Below are 19,612 nucleotides of genomic sequence, written 5' to 3'. Positions count from 1 at the left end.
TGATTTATGAAATTTTTGTGGGTAGTATGGCTATGTCTGCTTGGTTACCAGGCTGTAGCTCAGCATGAACGTATCATCATTGGTGATAAACCGAATTCCTACTTTTGCGTAGGATCCTTCGTTGAGTATCCGGTCTCTCTAGAAGGTAATTTTCCAGTTTCGGCTTCTTTTAGTGTTGAGTTCGGTGATTCTTACTATCGAACCCCCTATCACCAGATTCCGGCGACGTACGCCAATGGTAAAATCCGCTTTCAGGTAAGCTTTCCGGCAGGACTTCATGAAAACCAGCTTTCTTCAGCTACGATTTTACGGGTAAAGAGCACGAACCCTTCGGTCGTGAGCGACTGGAGCAATGATTACTTTTACGCCTCTTTTTTACCCGTCGTTACCCTAACTTCCCGGTCGTATCAGGCGAACCCTAATAGTACTATCCCGCTCGAATTTTCTTCATTCGGAAGCAGCACGATTACTGCTCTTTTGAGGGATGAATTAACGGCAGACAGCTTGCGGGTGACGGTAACGACCACCTCCGCTCTGAGGGATAAACGCAGTGAGCCCATTTTGGTCGATAAAAACCGATCGTACGTGCTGCAATCCGTTTCCAACCGGTGCGGAACGGGCTCGGGAACGGGGAGCGTTTCCATCAAGGTCAATCCTTTTTCCATCCGTACCACGTCCGTTAGTCCGGCTGAATCCTGTACGGGTAATGAGGCGGTTGTGAATGTTTCGACGGCTGGCGGAAACCTGTCAGCCAGCGGAAGCTTTAAAATCCGGCTAACACGACTGAGTTACGACGGTGAAGAAGAACTTGATACCTACAAGGACGTTCCGGCCTCGTATTCCGGTAACGCTCTGCGTTTTATCGTTCCTGAAAATATCGGGGATTGGGAGCGAACGTATTCCGTCCGAATCATTCAGGAAAACCCTTACCTGATGAGTTCAAGCGATCAGGTACGTTTAAAAATACTCAACCCGGCCACCGCCCGTTTTTCATCGGGCAATCAAACGATTAAACTGGGTCAGAAACCGAATTTTTATTTCGATCTGCAAGGCACGTATCCTAGGATCGTCCACTTAAGCGACCAGTCCACGTATCGTCACGACGGCGATAGTCCTAAACATAACCTTTCATTTCCTACGCAGACCACCCTCTATACCATTCAGAGCTATAGCACGGGGTGTGGAGCCGGGCAGGTAGACAAAACGCCCGTTACGGTAACGGTTCAGGCGGGATTCAAGGTAGATTCCATACCCAACCAAATTTTTTGCGAAGGACAAAGCGTAACCCTGTCTTTAACATCCAATGTACCCTTACCCGAAACAGCTACGGTTCAGATTCGGGACTATTCGAATGGATACCGAGGTACGCCTGTTGAGGCCACGATTCGTTCAAATCAGCTTCGCTTTACCCTTCCTATTTTATCGAACAATGAAATGGTACGCGTTCACGATTTTAACCTTTTCATCACGGCTGGAGCGTACGTTGCTGAAACGGCTAAAATTAGAATTTCGACGAAGCCTTCCGCCGTATTTAATGAATGGTATCGTAATTACAGCATCAACGAAGTACAGGATATCGATTTACCCATTCAGCTCATGGGTGGCGGTCCTTATGACTTACAACTAAGCGACGGCAGGAAATTACGCGTCACTGAATCGGCCAGTTTTTATACGCTTTATTCGTATCCCAACCTGAGAATACGTCCCACCCAGGCCCAGTCTACCTATCGGTTGGAAAAGGTTAGTAATACCTGTCAGACAACGGATTTAACGAATACGCCGGGTAATACTTCAATCATTACGCTGACGAAACCGGCTTCCCACGGTATCTCTCTAACGCTTCCCGCCAGGGCTTACTGCGTAGGCGATTCCATACCCCTTTCCTTCCAGACTACGGGTACGTTTGGCTCCGATAATGAATTTAGAATTCAGCGGATTATCGATAATAACCAGGTTACGGATCTCCGTACCATCAAGGGCACGAGTGGCCGCTCCGTCCCTATTCCGATTGCGGAAGTCAAAAATTTCTCCGTTCGTATCGTCTCCACGAACCCCGTTACGCAAAGCGAAGCCTTCCCCTTACGCATCGACAAAAAGCCAACGCTATCCTTGCGTACCTACGAACGAACTTTAAATGATTTGTTACCGGGCGATTCGATTCCTATTGACCTATCAGAGTCTATGACCTATGTGACCAGTCTAACCAGGCTGGTACTCACCAATGGCAAGCAGGACTGGACGTATTACCCGGCAGCCTCCGGCAATGACTACGGTGGTTTCTTTGTTAATTTTTACCCACCCGAGTCCGGTGCGTATCGCATCAAATCCGCAACGAACGTTTGTGGTACAACGTCCGGCTCGGGCGTACTGAACGTCGATCTGAAACCGTACCGCATTTTCTTTCCTACGGCTTATGCCAGTCAGAAACTCGTATTTTGCACCAAAGGCTCTTACCAGCTTCCCTATGGTATAGCCGGTTCCATGCCTGGGAACGTTACACTGGTGCTGGAAGTCGCCGCTGCCAAAGACAGCGTGTTCCGGGAAATTACCAGTTCTATAAGTACCAATCAGGCCGCGTTCCAAATCCCTGACACCTACACCGCAGGTGCGTACCTGATCCGCTTGCGGGCGGGAGAGATCCGTAGTACGGCTTTGCCTTTTGAATTGGGAACGCTCCCTACAGCAACGCTATCGGCTGATGGGCCTACGCAGGTTGACTACAGCCTACCCATGAAAATTACCTTTACGGGTCAGGGCCCCTGGAATGTAACGTGGACGGACGGTACGATCCGGGAATTTCCGTTTAATCCCGGTACGATTAGCGAACACATCAGTAAAACCACCACTTTTGAATTAAAAGGAGTGACCAATGGCTGTGGCTACGGCAGTGTTTCGGGGAAGGTGACGGGTACCGTCAAGCCCCGACTAACCGTTAGTAGCTCGACGAATGCTATTTGTAGCGGTAGTTCACTCCTGGTTCGGTACTATCTCAATGGCGAATTCAGTACCTCCAATAAAATACGGGTGGGTCTGTATACGGCCCGAAAAGGGTTCATCCCGCTGGATTCGGTGACGACTACGGTCTCGGGAACGATTACTATAAAAATCCCGGCCCAGTTAGAGGGTTCAGACTTCTACGAACTGCGGGTCATGACCACCTCGCCACAACTCAGTGAAAGCCGTCAGCTGTACCTTTCTTTCCCGCCTTCCTACCGATTGATTGGTTCGAATACCATTAATCCCGGCCAGTATTCAACGTTGCGGCTGATCAATCAAAACGCAGCCTCGAACATTCAAACCACGATCAATTACGAACTATCGACGGGTCAGAAAGGCGTTTTTTACAGCGATTCCAAAGAGCAAAACCTATCCGTTGCCCCTACGCAAACCACCACGTACACCATTACCAGTATTTCCAACGGTTGTGGGAAAGGAACGGTATCGGGTTCGGCTACGGTCATGGTTAATCCACCGGCCGAGCGGATGATTAATACGCAGTTTGTGAGTACGAAGTCAGGCTATGGTTACCTCTGTAAAGGCGATACGATTTTTGTCAGTTACGAAACCAAAGGTTCCTTTAGTGCTACGAATCAGATGAGCGTTCAACTGTCAGATTCGTTAGGTCAGCAGTTTACTTCACTGCCCACCCTACCGGGTAAGCGTGATCAGGAGCTGGCGGGCATCCTGCCCACCACCCTGAAGAAAGGCTCCGGCTACCGGATTCGGGTGGTGGCCTCCGATCCGTCCAGCATGAGTAGTGCCAGTGCCACTTTTTATACTACGGCGGAGAAAGCAAGCGTGAAATTCGGCGTAGCCCAACTACCTATGCAGGCGAATGGAAGCGTCTACAAATTACCGCTGGAGTTTACCGGTGATGCTCCCTTTAGCGTAAGCTGGGGCGTGGACCCCCATTACGCCTCGTTTTTTACAAACAACCTGCGGGATAGCCTTCGCATCGAAGCCCTGTCGCCGAGTTTGACCTACAAAATCCGGCAGGTTACCAATGTTTGTGGCATCGGTACCGTACTGGACCCCAGTACGCTGAAAGTGGAGCTGATTACGGCTACTGAACCGACGGCCTCGCACGCGATTAAGGCCTTTCCCAATCCAACGACCGATCAGATTCGCGTGGAAGGCCTTCAGCCCGGAAGTACCATGCAATTAATGACTCTCATTGGTCAGATCATTCAGCAAACCGAAGCCAAGGCTACTCAGGAAGACCTTAGTCTGCGTGCAGTACCCCCAGGCATTTACCTCTTACACATTCAAAACGCCACCGTTGCCCTCACGTTCCGTATCCAGAAATTATGATGTACCGTTTATTGTTACTGCTTTGTTTGGGCTTGAGCTATTTTCCGTTAAACGCTCAATCCATTACGATTGAAAAGGCCCCGGCCACGCTTTGTTTTGAAACCGACGTAGACATTCCTGTTCAGATCACGGGGACGTTCGCTGCTACCAATCAGTTCGCCATCGGAATTGAATACGATGGTTATCAGTATTCAGAGTTTCCGGCTCAATGGGTTTTAGGGAATAAACTACGCATTCGCCTGGGTCAACATACGTTTAACTACCTGAGGCCTTATGGTCGCTATCGGATGAAGGTCGTTGCTACGTCTCCGGCCTTTACCAGTAACTGGTCGGATTACAACAGCGTGGGGGCGTACCCTATTCTAAATTTAGGGGAACACTCCTTTCAATTGAATAAGTATTCGCAAGCCAAAGTCCCGTTTACGGCTAGTAGTGACATGACAATTACCCTACAGGATAGTAGTAGTCGTGATACCCTACAGTTTAAATTTTACACCTCCGACAACCTGTTTAAAGCGTCAGGTGAGCAAACGTTTACGTTTGACAAACCGGTTAGTTACTACGTAAAAAGTATTCAGAATAGCTGCGGCACGAATACCGGAACTGGTTTCATCCGCGTCAAAACGAATCCCGTTAGCATTCAGGCCACGCTGGTTACGCCCTTTGCCACCTGCGAAGGAAACCCTGCTTACGTAAACTTCAGTACGGAAGGGGGAAATTGGGTAAATGGCAACACCTTTAAAATCCGCCTGATTCCTCAATTAAATCCGGGTCAGGAAACACCTAACCAGTACGTGGATACGGATGCTACACTTGAAAACGGATCTTTGAAATTCACGGTTCCGTCGGTACTAAGCCGATACAATACCAACCGCTTTTCGGTACGAATTGTGAGTAGTAACCCGAAGACGGTTAGCCCGTATAACAATTTGTGGATGGTCATTGCTTCTGCTCCAACGGCCGAGCTTTTCACCAATGAGCCAACCCGTGTACCTTATGGTTCTGCTGTTTCGATAAACGTTAAGGTAAAAGGCATTTCACCTTATCACGCCATCCTTTCTGACGGTACGCAGACCAGCGGAGAAGGAGGATATAACGACCCAACCGAAGGCTCATTTTCGGTAAAATATACGAACCCGCTTCTGCAGAACCAGACTTATACGTTATCCTCGGTTCAAACGGGTTGCGGACCGGCAAAAATTACAGGGAATCCCATCAGCATAGCCCTTACCAAAGGCTTGTTAGTGGACTCCCTTCCTACGAAAGATGCGTGTGATGGGCAGGTATTTCGTTTCCGTATCCAATCGAATCAAAACCTGAACGGTCCGGTTAAAGTACGTTTCAATGCAAACCTTTCAACGGGTACTGCCCCCCATGAGATTCAGGGAACGATTGCTCAAAACTGGGTCAGCTTTGTGGCGAGTCCGTACGTAAACGATTCCGATCAAGAAGTAAGAACCGTAAACGTATCCCTGGATTTTGGAGATTATCAGACGAACAATCTCTTCTACATTGATCTACACGGCAAACCAACCGCCCGCTTTCGGGAGTATTACAAAAATATTACGATTGACGCCCCTCAATCCTACGAGCTTGCCTTTATGACAACGGGTAGTTATCGAAACATCGTAACCTTTTCAGATGGTTCTCAATCTACGTATGATAATCCCTGGTATAAAGCCTTTTATATACAACGATCAGAAACGTATTCCATCGTAAAAGTTTCTAATCTTTGCTACAGTACGGATTTAAAGGACGATTGTGTCGTAACGGTAAGAAATCCCAATAACCAGGGAATTCTTCTTAAAAAACCCGCTTCTGTGGCCTGCCGTGATCAGAAATTAGCAATTAATTTCGATACGTATGGGGAGTTTCAGCCGGGGAATACGTTTAAAATCCAGTATTCTGACTCGTACTCGAATTACAAAGATTTCGAATCAGGCGTAGTCAATCAAAAGGGCTCCTACTCACTTACGCTTCCGGAAGAAACCCGGAAATATGGTAGTATCTACGTTCGGATTATTTCTACAGCTCCGGAAAAAATCAGCGAATCCTTTTATATTAACCTGGCAGGAGAGGCCCGGTTAAGATACCAAAACTATACCCGGGAAATTAAAGCCGGCTCAACGTCTTCCTATTTTGCCGAATTCGACAATAATTATCCGCCCCTGGCCATGGTCGTTTCGGACGGCACCAGAGAGTGGACCCTAAGTTCCCCAAGTGAACGTAGCCTTCAGGCAAATTTTAGTCCCACCCAGACTACTTATTATAAAATTCGCTCCATCAGTAATGTCTGCGGTACGGTTAACCTTCCCAATACTTCATTCAAGATTACAGTCATTACGAATGACTCCCTGCGAGTAAGCTGGCCCGCAAGTGCCCGTTTGGAGAACCCCTGCCTTCAGGGAAAAATTAAACTTCCCTTTGTGGTTAGAGGAAAGCCAAATGCTAACACAACCTATACGCTTCAGGTAAGTACCCGAACGGATTACAATGCCCCGCTAACGTTTGTCGATCTGGTCCAAACGAAACAAGCTGGTTTTTTTGAGTTTGAATGGCCGGCCAGTAATCCTGTCAGATCATTCGCTTTCCGGATTATGACTTCCAACCCGGCGACCCATTCGGATACGCTGTGGATTAATGCTGTCATTCCTCCGCAGGTCGTACTCTCCTCGCCTAATCAAATGGTTGAAGGCGGACAAAGTGTGTCTTTAAACGCAGAATTCAAAAACGGATCGTACGGCACGATTTACTGGTCAGATGGGTTCGTCAGTTCGTACTCACGTTCGGTAACGGTTCAGAAAAAGACTACGTACACCATCAGGTCCGTTTCGAACCAGTGCGGTTATGGAACGGCTACGGGTGAAGTTACCGTTCGGGTGAAGCCCGTTTTGAATCTAACCACCGTTAGCCATTATGAACTATGCCGGGGAGCTACGGTAACAGCAGGGTTTTCGTTCTCGGGCGATTACGATGAGTCTAATTATTTCGTCCTTTCACTGATCAATACCAAAACCCGGAAAGCCATTCGGATGGATTCCACCCGGACGGGTACCGGACCTTTTTCACTGAAGATTCCCGCCAATTTTACGCCGGGGCTATATACGCTGGAGCTGGCTTCTACCAGTCCGGTCATTCGTACTTCGCGATCGTTAAGAATTCTCTCGGTCCCGGAGTACCGGCTTCTGGGCAGCACCATCATCAATCCGGGCCAATCGACTACCCTACAATTTGTCACCCCGCATCAAACCGGCGAATTTGTTTCGTATACCTTATCCGATAATTCTACGGGTACTTTCTACGCCGACGGGTATGCGTTTATCAACGTAAAGCCTACCCAAACGACCACGTATACCGTTCGGGAGCTAGTCAACACGTGTGGCAAAACCGCAGGAACCGGTTCTGCAACCGTTACGGTTAATCCACCCAGCGAACGGACCGTTTCAGTAATTGATGCAGTCAATGCTAACTACTACTCCCGGATTTGTGCAGGAGATACGCTTTACGTTTCCTACGCGACTACCGGTACTTTTTCGGCTAACAATCGGTTTTCCATCCAAATCTCCGATTCAACGGGTACGAATTTCAAAACAATCAATACCCTTCCCTGGGGTCAACAACGACTCAAAGCACTCGTTCCCGAAACCTTGCCCAGAGCTTCCGGCTACCGGGTGATGGTCGTAGCTTCCGATCCGAATACAGCCAGTGCGGCCTCGGGTGTTCCGATGACCGTTGCGATCAAACCTACGGCCCGGCTACTTACGCAAACGGCGTATGCGTTACCCGGACAGAAGCTTTCCGTTCCCATTGAATTAACGGGCGATCCTAACTGGCAAGTTGAATTGAAAAATGAATTTTCAAGCCTCTCTTTTTCGCTGACGCTCCCCATTGATACGCTGACGTTCGATCGTCAGGAGAACATCTCGGTCTATAAACTCGCCAGCGTAGTCAATGGCTGTGGTGTAGGGCGGGTGATTGAACCTTCGCAGCTACGCGTCGAATTGGTTACGTCTGTTGAGTTGCCAACTGTATCGGCTATTGAAGTCTTCCCGAATCCGGCTACTGAAAAAATACGAATCAACGTAGGGCGGCCCGGTACCCATCAGGTACGGCTCTATTCCCTTACCGGAACCCTTCTTTCTGAATCGAATTTCAGTGACACGTATATTGATCTGGATGTAAGTGATTTACCCATGGGAACGTACCTGCTCCGTTTTCTGGAAAAAGGAAATACGCAAACGTTCCGAATAATCAAGCATTAGTAAGAACGCCTGTTCTATTTGATAGAAGAGGCGTTCTTCGTTTTATCCCTACTCGAAAGGTATCCGTGTACAATCAACAGTCCAATTAGAACTCACTACCTCTTACCAACCTATGGAAAACACTCGTAAACAAGCCAGAAAAAGAGTGATCAAAGTACTGACGATCGTTTCAGGAAGTACTTTTCTTTTTCTGTTTTTGGTACTGGGATGGCTGGCGAATCTGTTCAACCAACATACCTGGCAGTATACCTTTGGAGCCGATCGGTTTCCTGATGCAATCACGATTCACAATGGCTTTGATCCGGTTGTAGCCATCGTTAGCATTACGGGTGAACTGAAGCAACCCGTCAAACTCTATTGTAATGTCAATTACAACCGTCAGGATTCCACTTCCATCGGTGAATTAATTAATGGCGTATTATTACCTAAAGGAAAAGTAAATTATACCTCTGGCAGAAGAGATTACTATGGTCGGGAATTGAATGTCATCTGCGTTCCGGTGGATTCCAACGCTTCCTATGGCCGGCGATTAAATCTTAAAGTGGAAATCTATTAAACCCGGCTCTAGAGTCTTCTGCCCACCAAACTGGCACTGAGTTTTTGCTTACTGATGCTGAGTGTAACCCCTTATCACCAGCGTATGAAAACCAGTTCATTGCAACGGATTGGCACTGCCATTGCCGTCGTCGGCAGTATCGTCGGCACCTATTTCTACACCCGCTCCCGTACGCAACGCCGCAGTACCTTCAGCAAACAGCGAAAGGAAATTGACGAAAACCTGCTGACGCCTTCCAACGAAACGTTTGGCATCATGTGGCCGACCATTTATACCGGCACCACCGCTCTGGCCATTCACCAGGCCCTACCCGACCAGCTCGACAATCCCCGCTATCAAAAAGCCGTCCCCTGGTTACTGAGTAGTTATGCTCTGAATAACGTATTCACTTATTTCTTTTCCCGGGATGATAAAGCCAGTCGGCGGGCCTCAGCCCTGACGACCATTGCCTTACTACCCAACGCTCTGATGCTACATAAGGCCCTTGAAATTGGTCAGACGGAAGTACCGCAACCGGAACGCACTTTTCAGAAATCAATCAGTCTGTATGCAGGCTGGCTGACGGCGGCTTCAGTGATTAGTGCCGGAAATCTGCTGTTGCAGTCGGGCATCAAAATTCCGGAATCGTTAAAAGGCAAAGTGACCTGCGGAGCGTTATCTGCGACCGCCACGCTGGGTATCGGTATGGCGAAGAAGCTGAATGATCCGTACTACCTGCTTCCCTTCATTGCCGCTTTCGTAGGCATCGCCAGCAAGCAGTACGGCGAACGCGACGACGTAGCCCTGTGTGCAGGAACGCTGGCTTTAACGGTGGCCGGAGCTTTCGTAACGCAACTTCAGGAAGCGAAACCATCGCAGGAATTGGCTGAAACAAACCCTGCCGAGTAGAGCCTTGTACCTGCATACGCCCCCCGTTCGTTGCGTAAAACGGGGGGCGTATCGTAAAAAAAAGCTTCTATTCTTCCAAAAATGAATGCAGGTTTTCCAGCACTGTACGGGATAATCACTGACGGGCTTCGGTGGTCATGCCTGATGTACGGATTCGATCCGTCCGGGAGAATGCTTTCAGGGCCGATCCCACCCCGTCGACGTCGAAAATTTCGTCAATCCACACCGATCAATCAGTGTTATTTTTTCGAATAGCTTCATTCGTGCAAATGGTTTTAGTATGGGACTAGAAACCTCCAGTTCACTAAAACTAAAACATCCCGAAGGCGATAAACCTCCGGGATGCACTATCTAATAACCAACAACAATCAACTAACAACCCGTTTAAACCAGCCGTTTCTCCAGCTCCGTCAGGTGATCGTCGTTGAAATCCAGGTGCGTCACCATCCGTACTTTGTCTTTGCCAAATGGAGCACAACGGATTCCTTTTTCATTCAGTTTCTGGACGTAATCGGTGGCCAGTAAGCCTTCCGCCAATTGGAAAATCACGATGTTGGTATACACCGGCAGAACGTCAATCACTTCCGGAACTCGGCGTACGATGCCTTCGATAGTCTTGGCCCGCTGATGATCTTCTTTCAAGCGATCCACGTGGTGATCCAGGGCATAAATTCCGGCAGCGGCCAAATACCCCGCCTGCCGCCAGCCCCCGCCGAAGCGTTTGCGTACGCGACGGGCTTTTTTGATGAAATCTTTCGTACCTAACAGCAGCGAACCTACGGGTGCTCCCAGCCCTTTCGACAGGCAAATCGAAACCGAATCAAATACCTGTCCGTACTGGTCCGGACGTTCGCCGGTCTCTACGAGGGCATTGAACAAGCGGGCTCCATCCAGGTGCAGACTTAATCCGTGGGCTTCGCAAACGGCTTTAATCTGCTGAATTTCGGCTAAATCATAGTAGCATCCTCCCCCTTTGTTCACCGTATTTTCGAGCGATACCAGCCGCGAAATCGGGGCGTGAATGTCATCGGCTTTGATGCTGTCGCGTACCTGTTCCGCGTTGAGGCGACCGTAATCGCCCGTCAGTAAGGTGGCCGATACCAGCGAATTGCTCATCATGCCGCCGCCTTCGTAGAGATAAATGTGTGACAACGCGTCGCAGATCACTTCGTCGCCCGGCGTGGTGTGTACTTTGATGGCAATCTGGTTGGTCATCGTACCCGAAGGACAGTACAGGGCCGATTCATAGCCAAACAATGCCGCCGATTTGGCTTCGAGAGCGTTGACGGTCGGGTCGTCCTGAAAGACATCGTCGCCTACTTCGGCCGCAAACATGGCCTCCAGCATGGCTTTCGTCGGGCGGGTTACCGTATCAGAACGTAAGTCAATGATCATGGTTTTCAAGGGAATTACTCAAATACAACGGTCTTATTATTTTTCACAAATACCCGGTCTTCCAGCACCAGCTTCAGGGCTTTGGCCAGGGCAATCTTTTCGACATCGCGACCCGCTGCTGCCAGCTCCTGCCAGGTTTTGGTGTGATTCACCGGAATCACTTCCTGCGTAATGATGGGACCTTCGTCGAGGTGTTCGTTCACAAAGTGGGCCGTTGCACCAATGATTTTCACGCCGCGTTCGAAAGCCTGCCGGTACGGGTTGGCTCCCACAAAAGCGGGTAAAAAGGAGTGATGAATATTGATGATCCGGTTTGAATACCGTTGCTGAAACTCCGCCGAAAGAATCCGCATGTACTTAGCCAGTACCAGATAATCGGCGTCGTACGATTCGACTGCCGCCAATATCGCCGCTTCGTGGGCTTCCCGCTCCATCCCCTCGTGCGAAACCAGATGGAAGGGCAGCTTGAATTTCTCCACCAGCGGTCGCAGTACGTCGTGATTGGCGACGACGGCCAGAATGTTAAGATTCAGGTCGCGGTACGCATTTCGGATCAGCAGATCGCTCAGACAGTGGTGTTCTTTAGTGGCCAGTACAACGACGTTTTTTGGCCGCTGGGTCGTCAGCGAAATCGTGACGGCATCGGGTAAAATTCCGCGTAAGGCATTCAGTATTTTTTCCTCCTGACACTCTCCCGAGAATTCCGTACGCATGTAAAAATGCCCGTGGGTACGGTCCACAAATTCATCATTACGAATCAAATTCAGCTCGTGGTGGTACAGTACACCGGAAACTTTATGAACGAGTCCTTTCTCGTCAGGACAATCAATACGAAGAATATACAAGGACAGTAACGATTAGGGGGTGAATAACGTTTTACAAAAAACGTCATTCTCGGCGGGCCTTCCAAGTCAGCGGCAGCTTAGTTACGGGGAATCACCGTTAGCGGTGACTGTCGCAGTACGCCCGCAATTCATTCTTTTCGGAGAGAAAGGAAAACTGCTCGTAAATGAGGTCAAAATTGTACCGGTCGGCTACAGACTCCCAACCCAGTTTGGCGATCTCCATTTTCTCTTTGGTAAACGCAAATTTCTGCATGATCTCCACCAGCTGAGTCGTTTTGAAGCGTTGTCGGGGCAAGGTCTGCCGAATAAAATCCATCCGTTTGAGCAATGACGTACGCTCCAGAGCTTTAAGGTATTCGTCCATCTCTCCCGCACTCATGACGTCATGGTTCGAACCATACGAATCACGGGGCGGGATATTTGACTCGTCCCCCGGAAAAGGCTGTGTATCATCCCGTTGATCGTCCCACGAAGGAATCGCTTGATCTCTTCCCGGTAATTCGTCGAACAGATTACCTCTTACCCGTTGCGTACCCCGAATGCGGAAGCCATACTGGGGGTGTAACATCGCCATCGTACGCGTTTCGGGTGACAGGAGCACCCATTGTCGGGTCAACAGCATCCGGCCCCGGTATACCAGCACCTGAGCCCGTCCCGGATTCAAGTCAAAAAAGCGGAAACGCCCCGTGGCATTCGTCATGGACTGGTCGTTGACAACCACCGTCAGGGAGGTACCCACGGCGGTTTCAAGGAAAAATTCTACGTCAGCCAGGGCTTTGAGCGATGGACTTAGGAATAGTGTAAGGAGGAGTACAAAAGGTTTCATGGCTATAACGTCTTCAGAAGTTCAAACGAACGAAAACTTGCGTATTTGCCCAAATCACAGACGTTAAAATAGCCTAAAAATCAAGTTCTTTCAGCTCCGGATTTTTCATTAGTTCCTGTACCAGTTGTTCGTGATTTTTGAGCGATCCGTGCACGGTCCAGTGACTAAGCAAGCTGTTCTGATGGATCGTTTGCTTCTTTCGGCTGGCTCTGAGATTGAACTGCCTGAACAGCGTCGGCAATTTCGCGTAGGCCCGGGAAGAATCTTCGTACACGAGTCGGTAATGCCGCGTATGAAAATGGACGGAGATCCAGCGTTCCACGAATTGAAATACAAAGAGTACGGCCAGTAACAGAAACGCTCCCACGAAGGCGAGTACTGCATCGCCCTGCCCGATTGCCATGCCCAGTGAAGACGTCGCCCAGATGGCGGCTGCCGTAGTTAAGCCCGCCACGCGATCCTGTTCTTTGAAAATGACCCCCGCTCCCAGAAAGCCAATCCCGGTCACAATGTTGGAAGCCACACGATCCATGGAGTCGGGAGCCCCCAGCCGACGGGATAAAATGGTAAAAATGGTCGAACCCAGGCAAATCAGCGTAAACGTACGTACCCCGGCGGGCTTGCCCTGATACTCGCGTTCCAGTCCAATAATTACGCCAATGACGAGCGAAAGGATCATCTGAACGATGGGCTGATCGAGCAACGATTCCATGAATTTTCTTACGGTTGATTGAACGTATGCCCCAGGCACGAAAAACCCCGTTCCTACCGATAAGGTAAGAACGGGGCTTAAAAATAGATTATTTAAGGAGTTAAACCAGTGAATAAGTACGAACCGATTCACTAAAAACATCTTCCCTCTAGTTTACATCAAACCACAACTTCGTCGTCAGTAAATCAGCTCCCTGATTGGCGACGGCTGCTTTGTAGTTGGCGTTGTTAAGTGCCTGTTCGCCCGTGGGATAGGTCAGGCGTACGGGCATCCGTCCATTCAGTACTCCGGCATACGCGGGCTTCAGTTGCGGATAATCCAGTCGCCGCCACTCGGCAAAGGATTCCTGACTTTCGCCGAATAAGGCCAGCCATTTCTGTTCTCCAATCGATTTTTTGTAGTTGGCTGCGTCATAGGCTACCGAAGGCTGAGCCAAGTATTTGCTGATCTCGTCGGCAGTCACCCGATACTGTTGCAGAGAAGCGGTGACGGCCTGTTTGTACAGCGTAGCAGCGTCATCCGAAGTGAAGCCCCGCTGAGCCGCCTCGGCCAGGTTGAACAATACTTCAGCGTAGTTCACGAATACCGCCGGAGCCGAAGCCGCCGTGAAGTAATCGCCCAGTTTCGATGTTTTCGTAAAGCCCAGACGAGCCGCTGAATCCGCCGGTAAGCCGTTGGTAACCCCAATGTAGCCCTGCGGGGTGTAGTCGGCGGTTTTGTTGACGTAAACGCTCAATCGGGGATCCTTTAATTGAACGAGCTTATCTACGATGGTCTTACTGACGCGGTAATCGTCACGGGTTTCGCGATCCCGGTTGACGGGGTTTTGGTTGGGCGACGTGAGGTAGGTAAACTGAGCTGTTTCCTCGTTGCCGGCGATCAGGTCCGTTTTGCTTAAGCTGGAAATAACCGTTTTCGCCGTAGCGGCATCGCGATCCGCAATTCGCAGGGCAATCCGTAACCGCAGCGACTGAGCAAATTTCCGCCAGAGCTTCATGTTGCCTTTGTAGACTACATCGCCCGAAATCGGACTAGCTCCCGTATCATCAATCAGCGTGACTGCTTTTTGTAAATCATTCAACAAACCCGTATATACGTCTTTTTGAGCGTCGTACTTCGGCGTTAAGTACTGGTCGATATTTAAAGCCTGCGAGTAAGGAATATCCCCGTACAAATCCGTCAGTACCTGAAAAGACCAGGAACGCATGATTAGTCCTACGGCCTGATAATTCGGATTTTTAGCCTGTTCGCCCAGGCGGATCACTTCCGCGTAATCGTTCAGTCCCTGCGTATACGTGTTCGTCCAGATGTTCTGTACGTTGGTCGGACTCGTCGTGTATTTATCGACGTCGGTATACTGAATTTTCGCCCAATACTGCACAAACAGTACGGTCGTTTCCATCGACGCATCCGAACCCATCACCAGATCGGCACTGGATTTCAAAGCGTTCGTTAATACGTAATCAGGTTGGCCCTGTGTGGCCTCGTTGGGGTTCTTGTTAATGTCTTCCAGCTCACTCTGGCAGGCCGAAAGCCCCAAAGCCAGCGTCAGCGGAAGCAATAATTGGGAAATACGTTTCATGGGAGTATGAGTTGAGTTTTGAGTTTTGGGTTTAGAGTTTTGAGTTAATCTTGTTGACTTATTACCTAAGATCTGTTCACTCAAAACCCTAAACTCCAAACGCCAAACTGATTAGAAGCTGATGTTTAAATTCACCCCGTAACTCCGGGTGGTGGGTAGTTGCAGGGATTCGAGGCCCTGGCCATTACCCGTATTGAAGGCCGTTTCCGGATCGATGTTCGGAGCCTTTTTCTGGAGGAAGGCCAGGTTCCGGCCAATGAGCGAAATGTTTACCCCCTGTAACGACAACCGCTTCACCAGATTTTGGGGCAGTGCATAACTCAGACGAACTTCCCGCAGTTTGATGAAAGAAGCATCGAATACGCTGGCCTCGTTCACCCCGGCACTGTTGCTGTAAATGTTTTTGTAGTACCGTTCGGCGGGGACGATGGTCTTGTTTGCCTGACCATCCGCCGTTACGCCGTTGAAAATGATTCCGTCGGAATAGATCCGCTCGCCATTGGGAGCTTTCGCGTCGGGTCCAGCGACCTGTACGGGCGTGGACGACGTGTTATTTCCGGCATAGTAGTACGATAGTCCGCCGTGTTCCGCGTCGCGGCCCGGCAGCGTCGATTCCAGTACCCCCGTGTAGCGTCCGGTAGCGTTGGTCGCCGAGTAAATCTGTCCGCCCTGCTTGGTATCGATCAGGACGCTCAGGTTCCAGCCTTTGTAGCTGAAGGCGTTGGTAATCCCGCCAATCCACTTCGGCGTGTAATAGCCCAGCGTTTGCAGGTTCGCATTTTTCAGCGGGAAGCCATTTGCTCCTACCACTACATTACCACTGGCATCGCGTTGGAAAGCCGATCCGTACAAGGCTCCGTACCGTTGACCTACGCCCGCCAGTACCTGCGTGGTACCATTGCTGCCGAGAATATACTGATTCAGTAAACCCTGATCGTCCAGTGAAACAACCTTGCTGATGTTTCGCGAGAAGTTCACGATCACGTTCCATTTGAAACCACCCGAAGTCTGAACCGGTGTACCACTCAACTGAGCCTCAAAACCGTGGTTATTGATGTGTCCGGCGTTGAGGAGCTTTTGCTTGTAGCCCGTCGTTGGACTCACGTCGGCTCGCAGAATCTGGTTGTAACTGTCGGAATTGTAATAGCTGAAATCCGCCCGAACGCGACTCTTGAACAAGGCCAGTTCTAAGCCAATTTCACTCGACTGCGTAATTTCCGGCTTCAGGTTCCGATTTAGCAATACATCCGAAACCGTCAGCAAAGGATTACTACCAAAGGGTTGATTGAATGGATACGTGTTTGTCAACTGGTACGGGTCCGTATCGTTTCCTACTTCAGCCCAGCCCCCACGAATCTTGGCAAACGAGAGCCAGTTGGTACGAATGTTGAAAGCATCCGTCAGGACCACGCTGGCGTTCACTGAAGGATAGAAGTACGAATTACTACCGGGCGGCAGGGTCGAGGACCAGTCGTTACGGGCCGTCAGGTTCAGGAACGCATAATTCCGGAAACCCAACTGAGCCGACGCGTAGGCACTGTACACTCGCCGACGTCTGAATACGTTGTTCGATACCAACGGATCGCGGGAGTTGTTGAGCGTATACAGTCCGGCTACGGCCAGACGCGGAGCCTGCTGATAGTTTTGTTCGTAGAAGTTACTGCGAATATTTCCACCGACGAGCCCTTCCAGATCGAAATCATCGCTGAGCTTGCGGTTGAAATTCAGGGCAAAATCCGTGTTATTTTCGTTGACTACATAAGCATCTTCCGCGTACGAACCGAAGGGCGTACCATTCGTTCCGTACGAAATTTTCGACTTGCGTCGGTCGGTATAAAAGTCATTACCGGTCCGGACCATCGCCAACAGCCAGTCGTTGATCTTATAGTTCAGATTCACATTCCCGAAGAACCGATCCCGCCGCTGGGCATTCGTGTTTTCGTACAGCAGCAAATAGGGGTTGCTGTAGTAACTGTGGTTCCAGTTGAAATCATTCTCGCCATTGGCCCGGTAATCCCGCAGTAAACCCGTATCGACCTGACGGCCAAACCACAGGAATTGCAGCATCACACTCGAACCCCGGCCACCCAGAGCCGAGAGGTTATCCGACTCCGAACGAATGAAGTTGGCACTCGTATTGATGGTCAGTCGGTCGTTGAGGTGGTACGTACCGTTTACCGAAAAGTTGTTTTTCGTAATATCCGTATTCGGAACTACGCCTGTCTGACGCGTATTGTTGAACGAGAAACGGTAATCGAATTTTGCATCCGAACCCGCAATCGACACACCAATGTTGTTGGTATGACCTGTTTTGAAGAAATTCTTCACGTTGTCGGGATGCGGTACAAAAGGCACTGCCTCACCCCTGGAGAAGAATTGCGGTAACAGCCGACCATCCATTTTCGGGCCCCAGCTTTCGTCGGTACCGTCGTTCAGTCCACCGCCTTTTCCGTCTTTATACGAGAATAGTCCGCCTGTCCCTTGTCCATATACGTTTTGGTAATCAGGCAGTACCAGCAGGTTTTCAAAAGTATGAGCCGCATTGAGCGTTACACCCAATCCCTTGTTCCCTTTGCCCCCTTTTGTTTTGATGAGAATTACCCCATTCGCTGCCCGCGAACCGTACAGAGCCGCCGCGTTGGGGCCTTTCAGTACGCTAATGGTTTCGATGTTATCGGGGTTGATGTCGGCAATGGCGTTGGGATAATCCCGGTTGGTACCCGTGCTGCCAAACTGCGAGTTATCGACGGGAATCCCATCGACGACAAACAAGGGCTGGTTATTACCCGCGATGGAGGTTTCCCCACGAATGACGATCCGGGAAGAACCCATGTTTCCCTGACTGTTGGTAATGTTTACCCCGGCAATTTTACCCGATAAGGCATTGACCAGGTTCGTTTCGCGAGCCTGTGAGATTTCCGTACTTTTCAATTCCTGTACCGAATAGCCCAGCGACTTTTTCTCTTTGGCAATCCCCAGGGCCGTTACTACGACTTCCTGTAACGCCGATTCTTCGTTATTCAGATTAACGTTCAATACGCCATTTTCGGGTACTGCCAATTCTTCGGCCTTGTAACCAATGAATGAAAAACGAAGCGTTTCACCGGGCTGAGCCGTTACGGTATAGGTACCTTCTGCATTCGTTACGGTTCCTCGGGTGGTGCCTTTGATCTGCACCGTAACGCCCGCCAGCGGTTGCTGATCGGCCGTGGAACGAACCACACCCGTCACCTGCTGAGCCAGAGCGGCCTGCACCTGTACCCATAGCAGTACCGGCAACAGAACTTTTAAAAGTAGTTGCATAAAGTTGATATAATTAAAATAAAGGAGTTAGGGAAATGCTACCCCCGCCAGACTTTTAGAAGACCCGCCAAACGCCTGAACTAGCGATGGCCTAAGCTGCTAGGAACCGTGACAAAGACCAAATGAAAAGGGGGAACGTAGATGTATTTTCATGACCAAAGCAATAAACTACCATTTCTATAGACAAAGTAAAAAGACTAAAATTAAGAAAACAAGCCTTTCTTAAAAAATTACAAATCAATTATGGTACAAATCAACATTCAAGCCATTATCATATTGATAATCAGTGATCAATTATTTATCTCTTGGAGTTGAGTACTATTTTTAACTCATTTAGAAGATCAGGCTGTATATTAGCTTTATGATTTTAGGAGTAGGACTTGTCTGGACGCCCCGAACAAATACCGAATCGATTGGTTAACTAGCCGAACCCCTCTTTCATTCAACCAAACTGATCTGACATGCGAAAATTATTTTCTATTTCGTACACGCTCTCTTCCATTAACTGGGCCACGCTCGTTTTACGGGTATGCACCGGTTTACTGATGCTGCCGCACGGGTACCAGAAGCTGAGCAACTACGCTGAAAAGAAGAACGAATTCATGAGTCTGTTCGGCCTCGGTAGCCCTACCTCGATGGCACTGGCCATTTTTGCCGAATTTTTCTGCTCTATCCTATTGGTTTTGGGCTTGTTTACCCGGGTGGCTACTATTCCGCTGATCATTACGATGCTCATAGCGGTCTTTATGGCCCACGGCGGGGAGATTTTCGGAGAGGCCGAACTGGCTACGCATTATCTGGTTGCTTATGTAACCATTCTGATTCTGGGCCCCGGTGACTATAGCCTGGATAAGGTGCTGAATAAAAAGATTTAAGTTGATAGCTAACGGAATTTTCAGTTTCGACGATAATTCGTTACAGCCAGCCGCTTT

11 protein-coding genes are annotated in these 19,612 nt (G+C 49.5%); 5 read left to right on the top strand and 6 right to left on the bottom strand.

Annotation, left to right across the window (positions count from 1 at the left end):
• Positions 1 to 6 precede the first annotated feature (6 nt).
• The 4 genes from BWI97_RS05470 (at position 7) to BWI97_RS05455 (ending at position 10,017) form a co-directional block, all read left to right on the top strand.
• Positions 7 to 4,311, top strand: coding sequence for a T9SS type A sorting domain-containing protein (locus BWI97_RS05470; RefSeq protein WP_102200295.1), 4,305 nt, complete (start codon positions 7 to 9; stop codon positions 4,309 to 4,311).
• Entirely contained in the window at positions 4,308 to 8,573 is a 4,266-nt protein-coding gene (locus BWI97_RS05465) for a T9SS type A sorting domain-containing protein (protein WP_102200294.1), read from the top strand. Before BWI97_RS05470 ends, BWI97_RS05465 begins: the two co-directional genes overlap by 4 nt.
• Before the next feature lie 112 nt (positions 8,574 to 8,685).
• Positions 8,686 to 9,129: a hypothetical protein gene (locus BWI97_RS05460; RefSeq protein ID WP_102200293.1), complete on the top strand. Its 444-nt coding sequence runs from the start codon at positions 8,686 to 8,688 to the stop codon at positions 9,127 to 9,129.
• 84 nt (positions 9,130 to 9,213) lie between these two features.
• On the top strand, positions 9,214 to 10,017 hold the full coding sequence (locus BWI97_RS05455) for a tryptophan-rich sensory protein (RefSeq protein WP_158242694.1): 804 nt from the start codon (positions 9,214 to 9,216) through the stop codon (positions 10,015 to 10,017).
• Between the two features lie 384 nt (positions 10,018 to 10,401).
• Here BWI97_RS05455 and BWI97_RS05450 read toward each other — a convergent pair whose 3' ends face one another.
• The 6 genes from BWI97_RS05450 to BWI97_RS05425 all read right to left on the bottom strand — a co-directional run bounded on the left by BWI97_RS05450 (position 10,402) and on the right by BWI97_RS05425 (position 18,680).
• Positions 10,402 to 11,412, bottom strand: coding sequence for a low specificity L-threonine aldolase (locus BWI97_RS05450; RefSeq protein ID WP_102200292.1), 1,011 nt, complete (start codon positions 11,410 to 11,412; stop codon positions 10,402 to 10,404).
• A gap of 14 nt (positions 11,413 to 11,426) precedes the next feature.
• A complete protein-coding gene (gene purU, locus BWI97_RS05445; protein ID WP_369826540.1) occupies positions 11,427 to 12,257 on the bottom strand; it encodes a formyltetrahydrofolate deformylase in 831 nt (276 codons plus the stop codon).
• 97 nt (positions 12,258 to 12,354) lie between these two features.
• Entirely contained in the window at positions 12,355 to 13,083 is a 729-nt protein-coding gene (locus BWI97_RS05440; RefSeq protein WP_102200290.1) for a DUF4476 domain-containing protein, read from the bottom strand.
• A 73-nt stretch (positions 13,084 to 13,156) separates the two neighbouring features.
• Positions 13,157 to 13,795, bottom strand: a complete 639-nt coding sequence (locus BWI97_RS05435; protein WP_158242693.1) for an MgtC/SapB family protein — start codon at positions 13,793 to 13,795, stop codon at positions 13,157 to 13,159.
• Positions 13,796 to 13,943: 148 nt separating this feature from the next.
• Positions 13,944 to 15,377: a SusD/RagB family nutrient-binding outer membrane lipoprotein gene (locus BWI97_RS05430; RefSeq protein WP_102200288.1), complete on the bottom strand. Its 1,434-nt coding sequence runs from the start codon at positions 15,375 to 15,377 to the stop codon at positions 13,944 to 13,946.
• Between the two features lie 111 nt (positions 15,378 to 15,488).
• A complete protein-coding gene (locus tag BWI97_RS05425) occupies positions 15,489 to 18,680 on the bottom strand; it encodes a SusC/RagA family TonB-linked outer membrane protein (RefSeq protein ID WP_102200287.1) in 3,192 nt (1,063 codons plus the stop codon).
• A gap of 461 nt (positions 18,681 to 19,141) precedes the next feature.
• Here BWI97_RS05425 and BWI97_RS05420 point away from each other — a divergent pair, with 461 nt between their 5' ends.
• Positions 19,142 to 19,555, top strand: a complete 414-nt coding sequence (locus BWI97_RS05420) for a DoxX family protein (protein WP_094809160.1) — start codon at positions 19,142 to 19,144, stop codon at positions 19,553 to 19,555.
• Positions 19,556 to 19,612 lie beyond the last annotated feature (57 nt).

It is taken from the genome of Siphonobacter sp. BAB-5405, assembly GCF_002872335.1.
GTDB lineage: Bacteria > Bacteroidota > Bacteroidia > Cytophagales > Spirosomataceae > Siphonobacter.
This window is presented reverse-complemented; position numbering and strand designations above follow the sequence as displayed.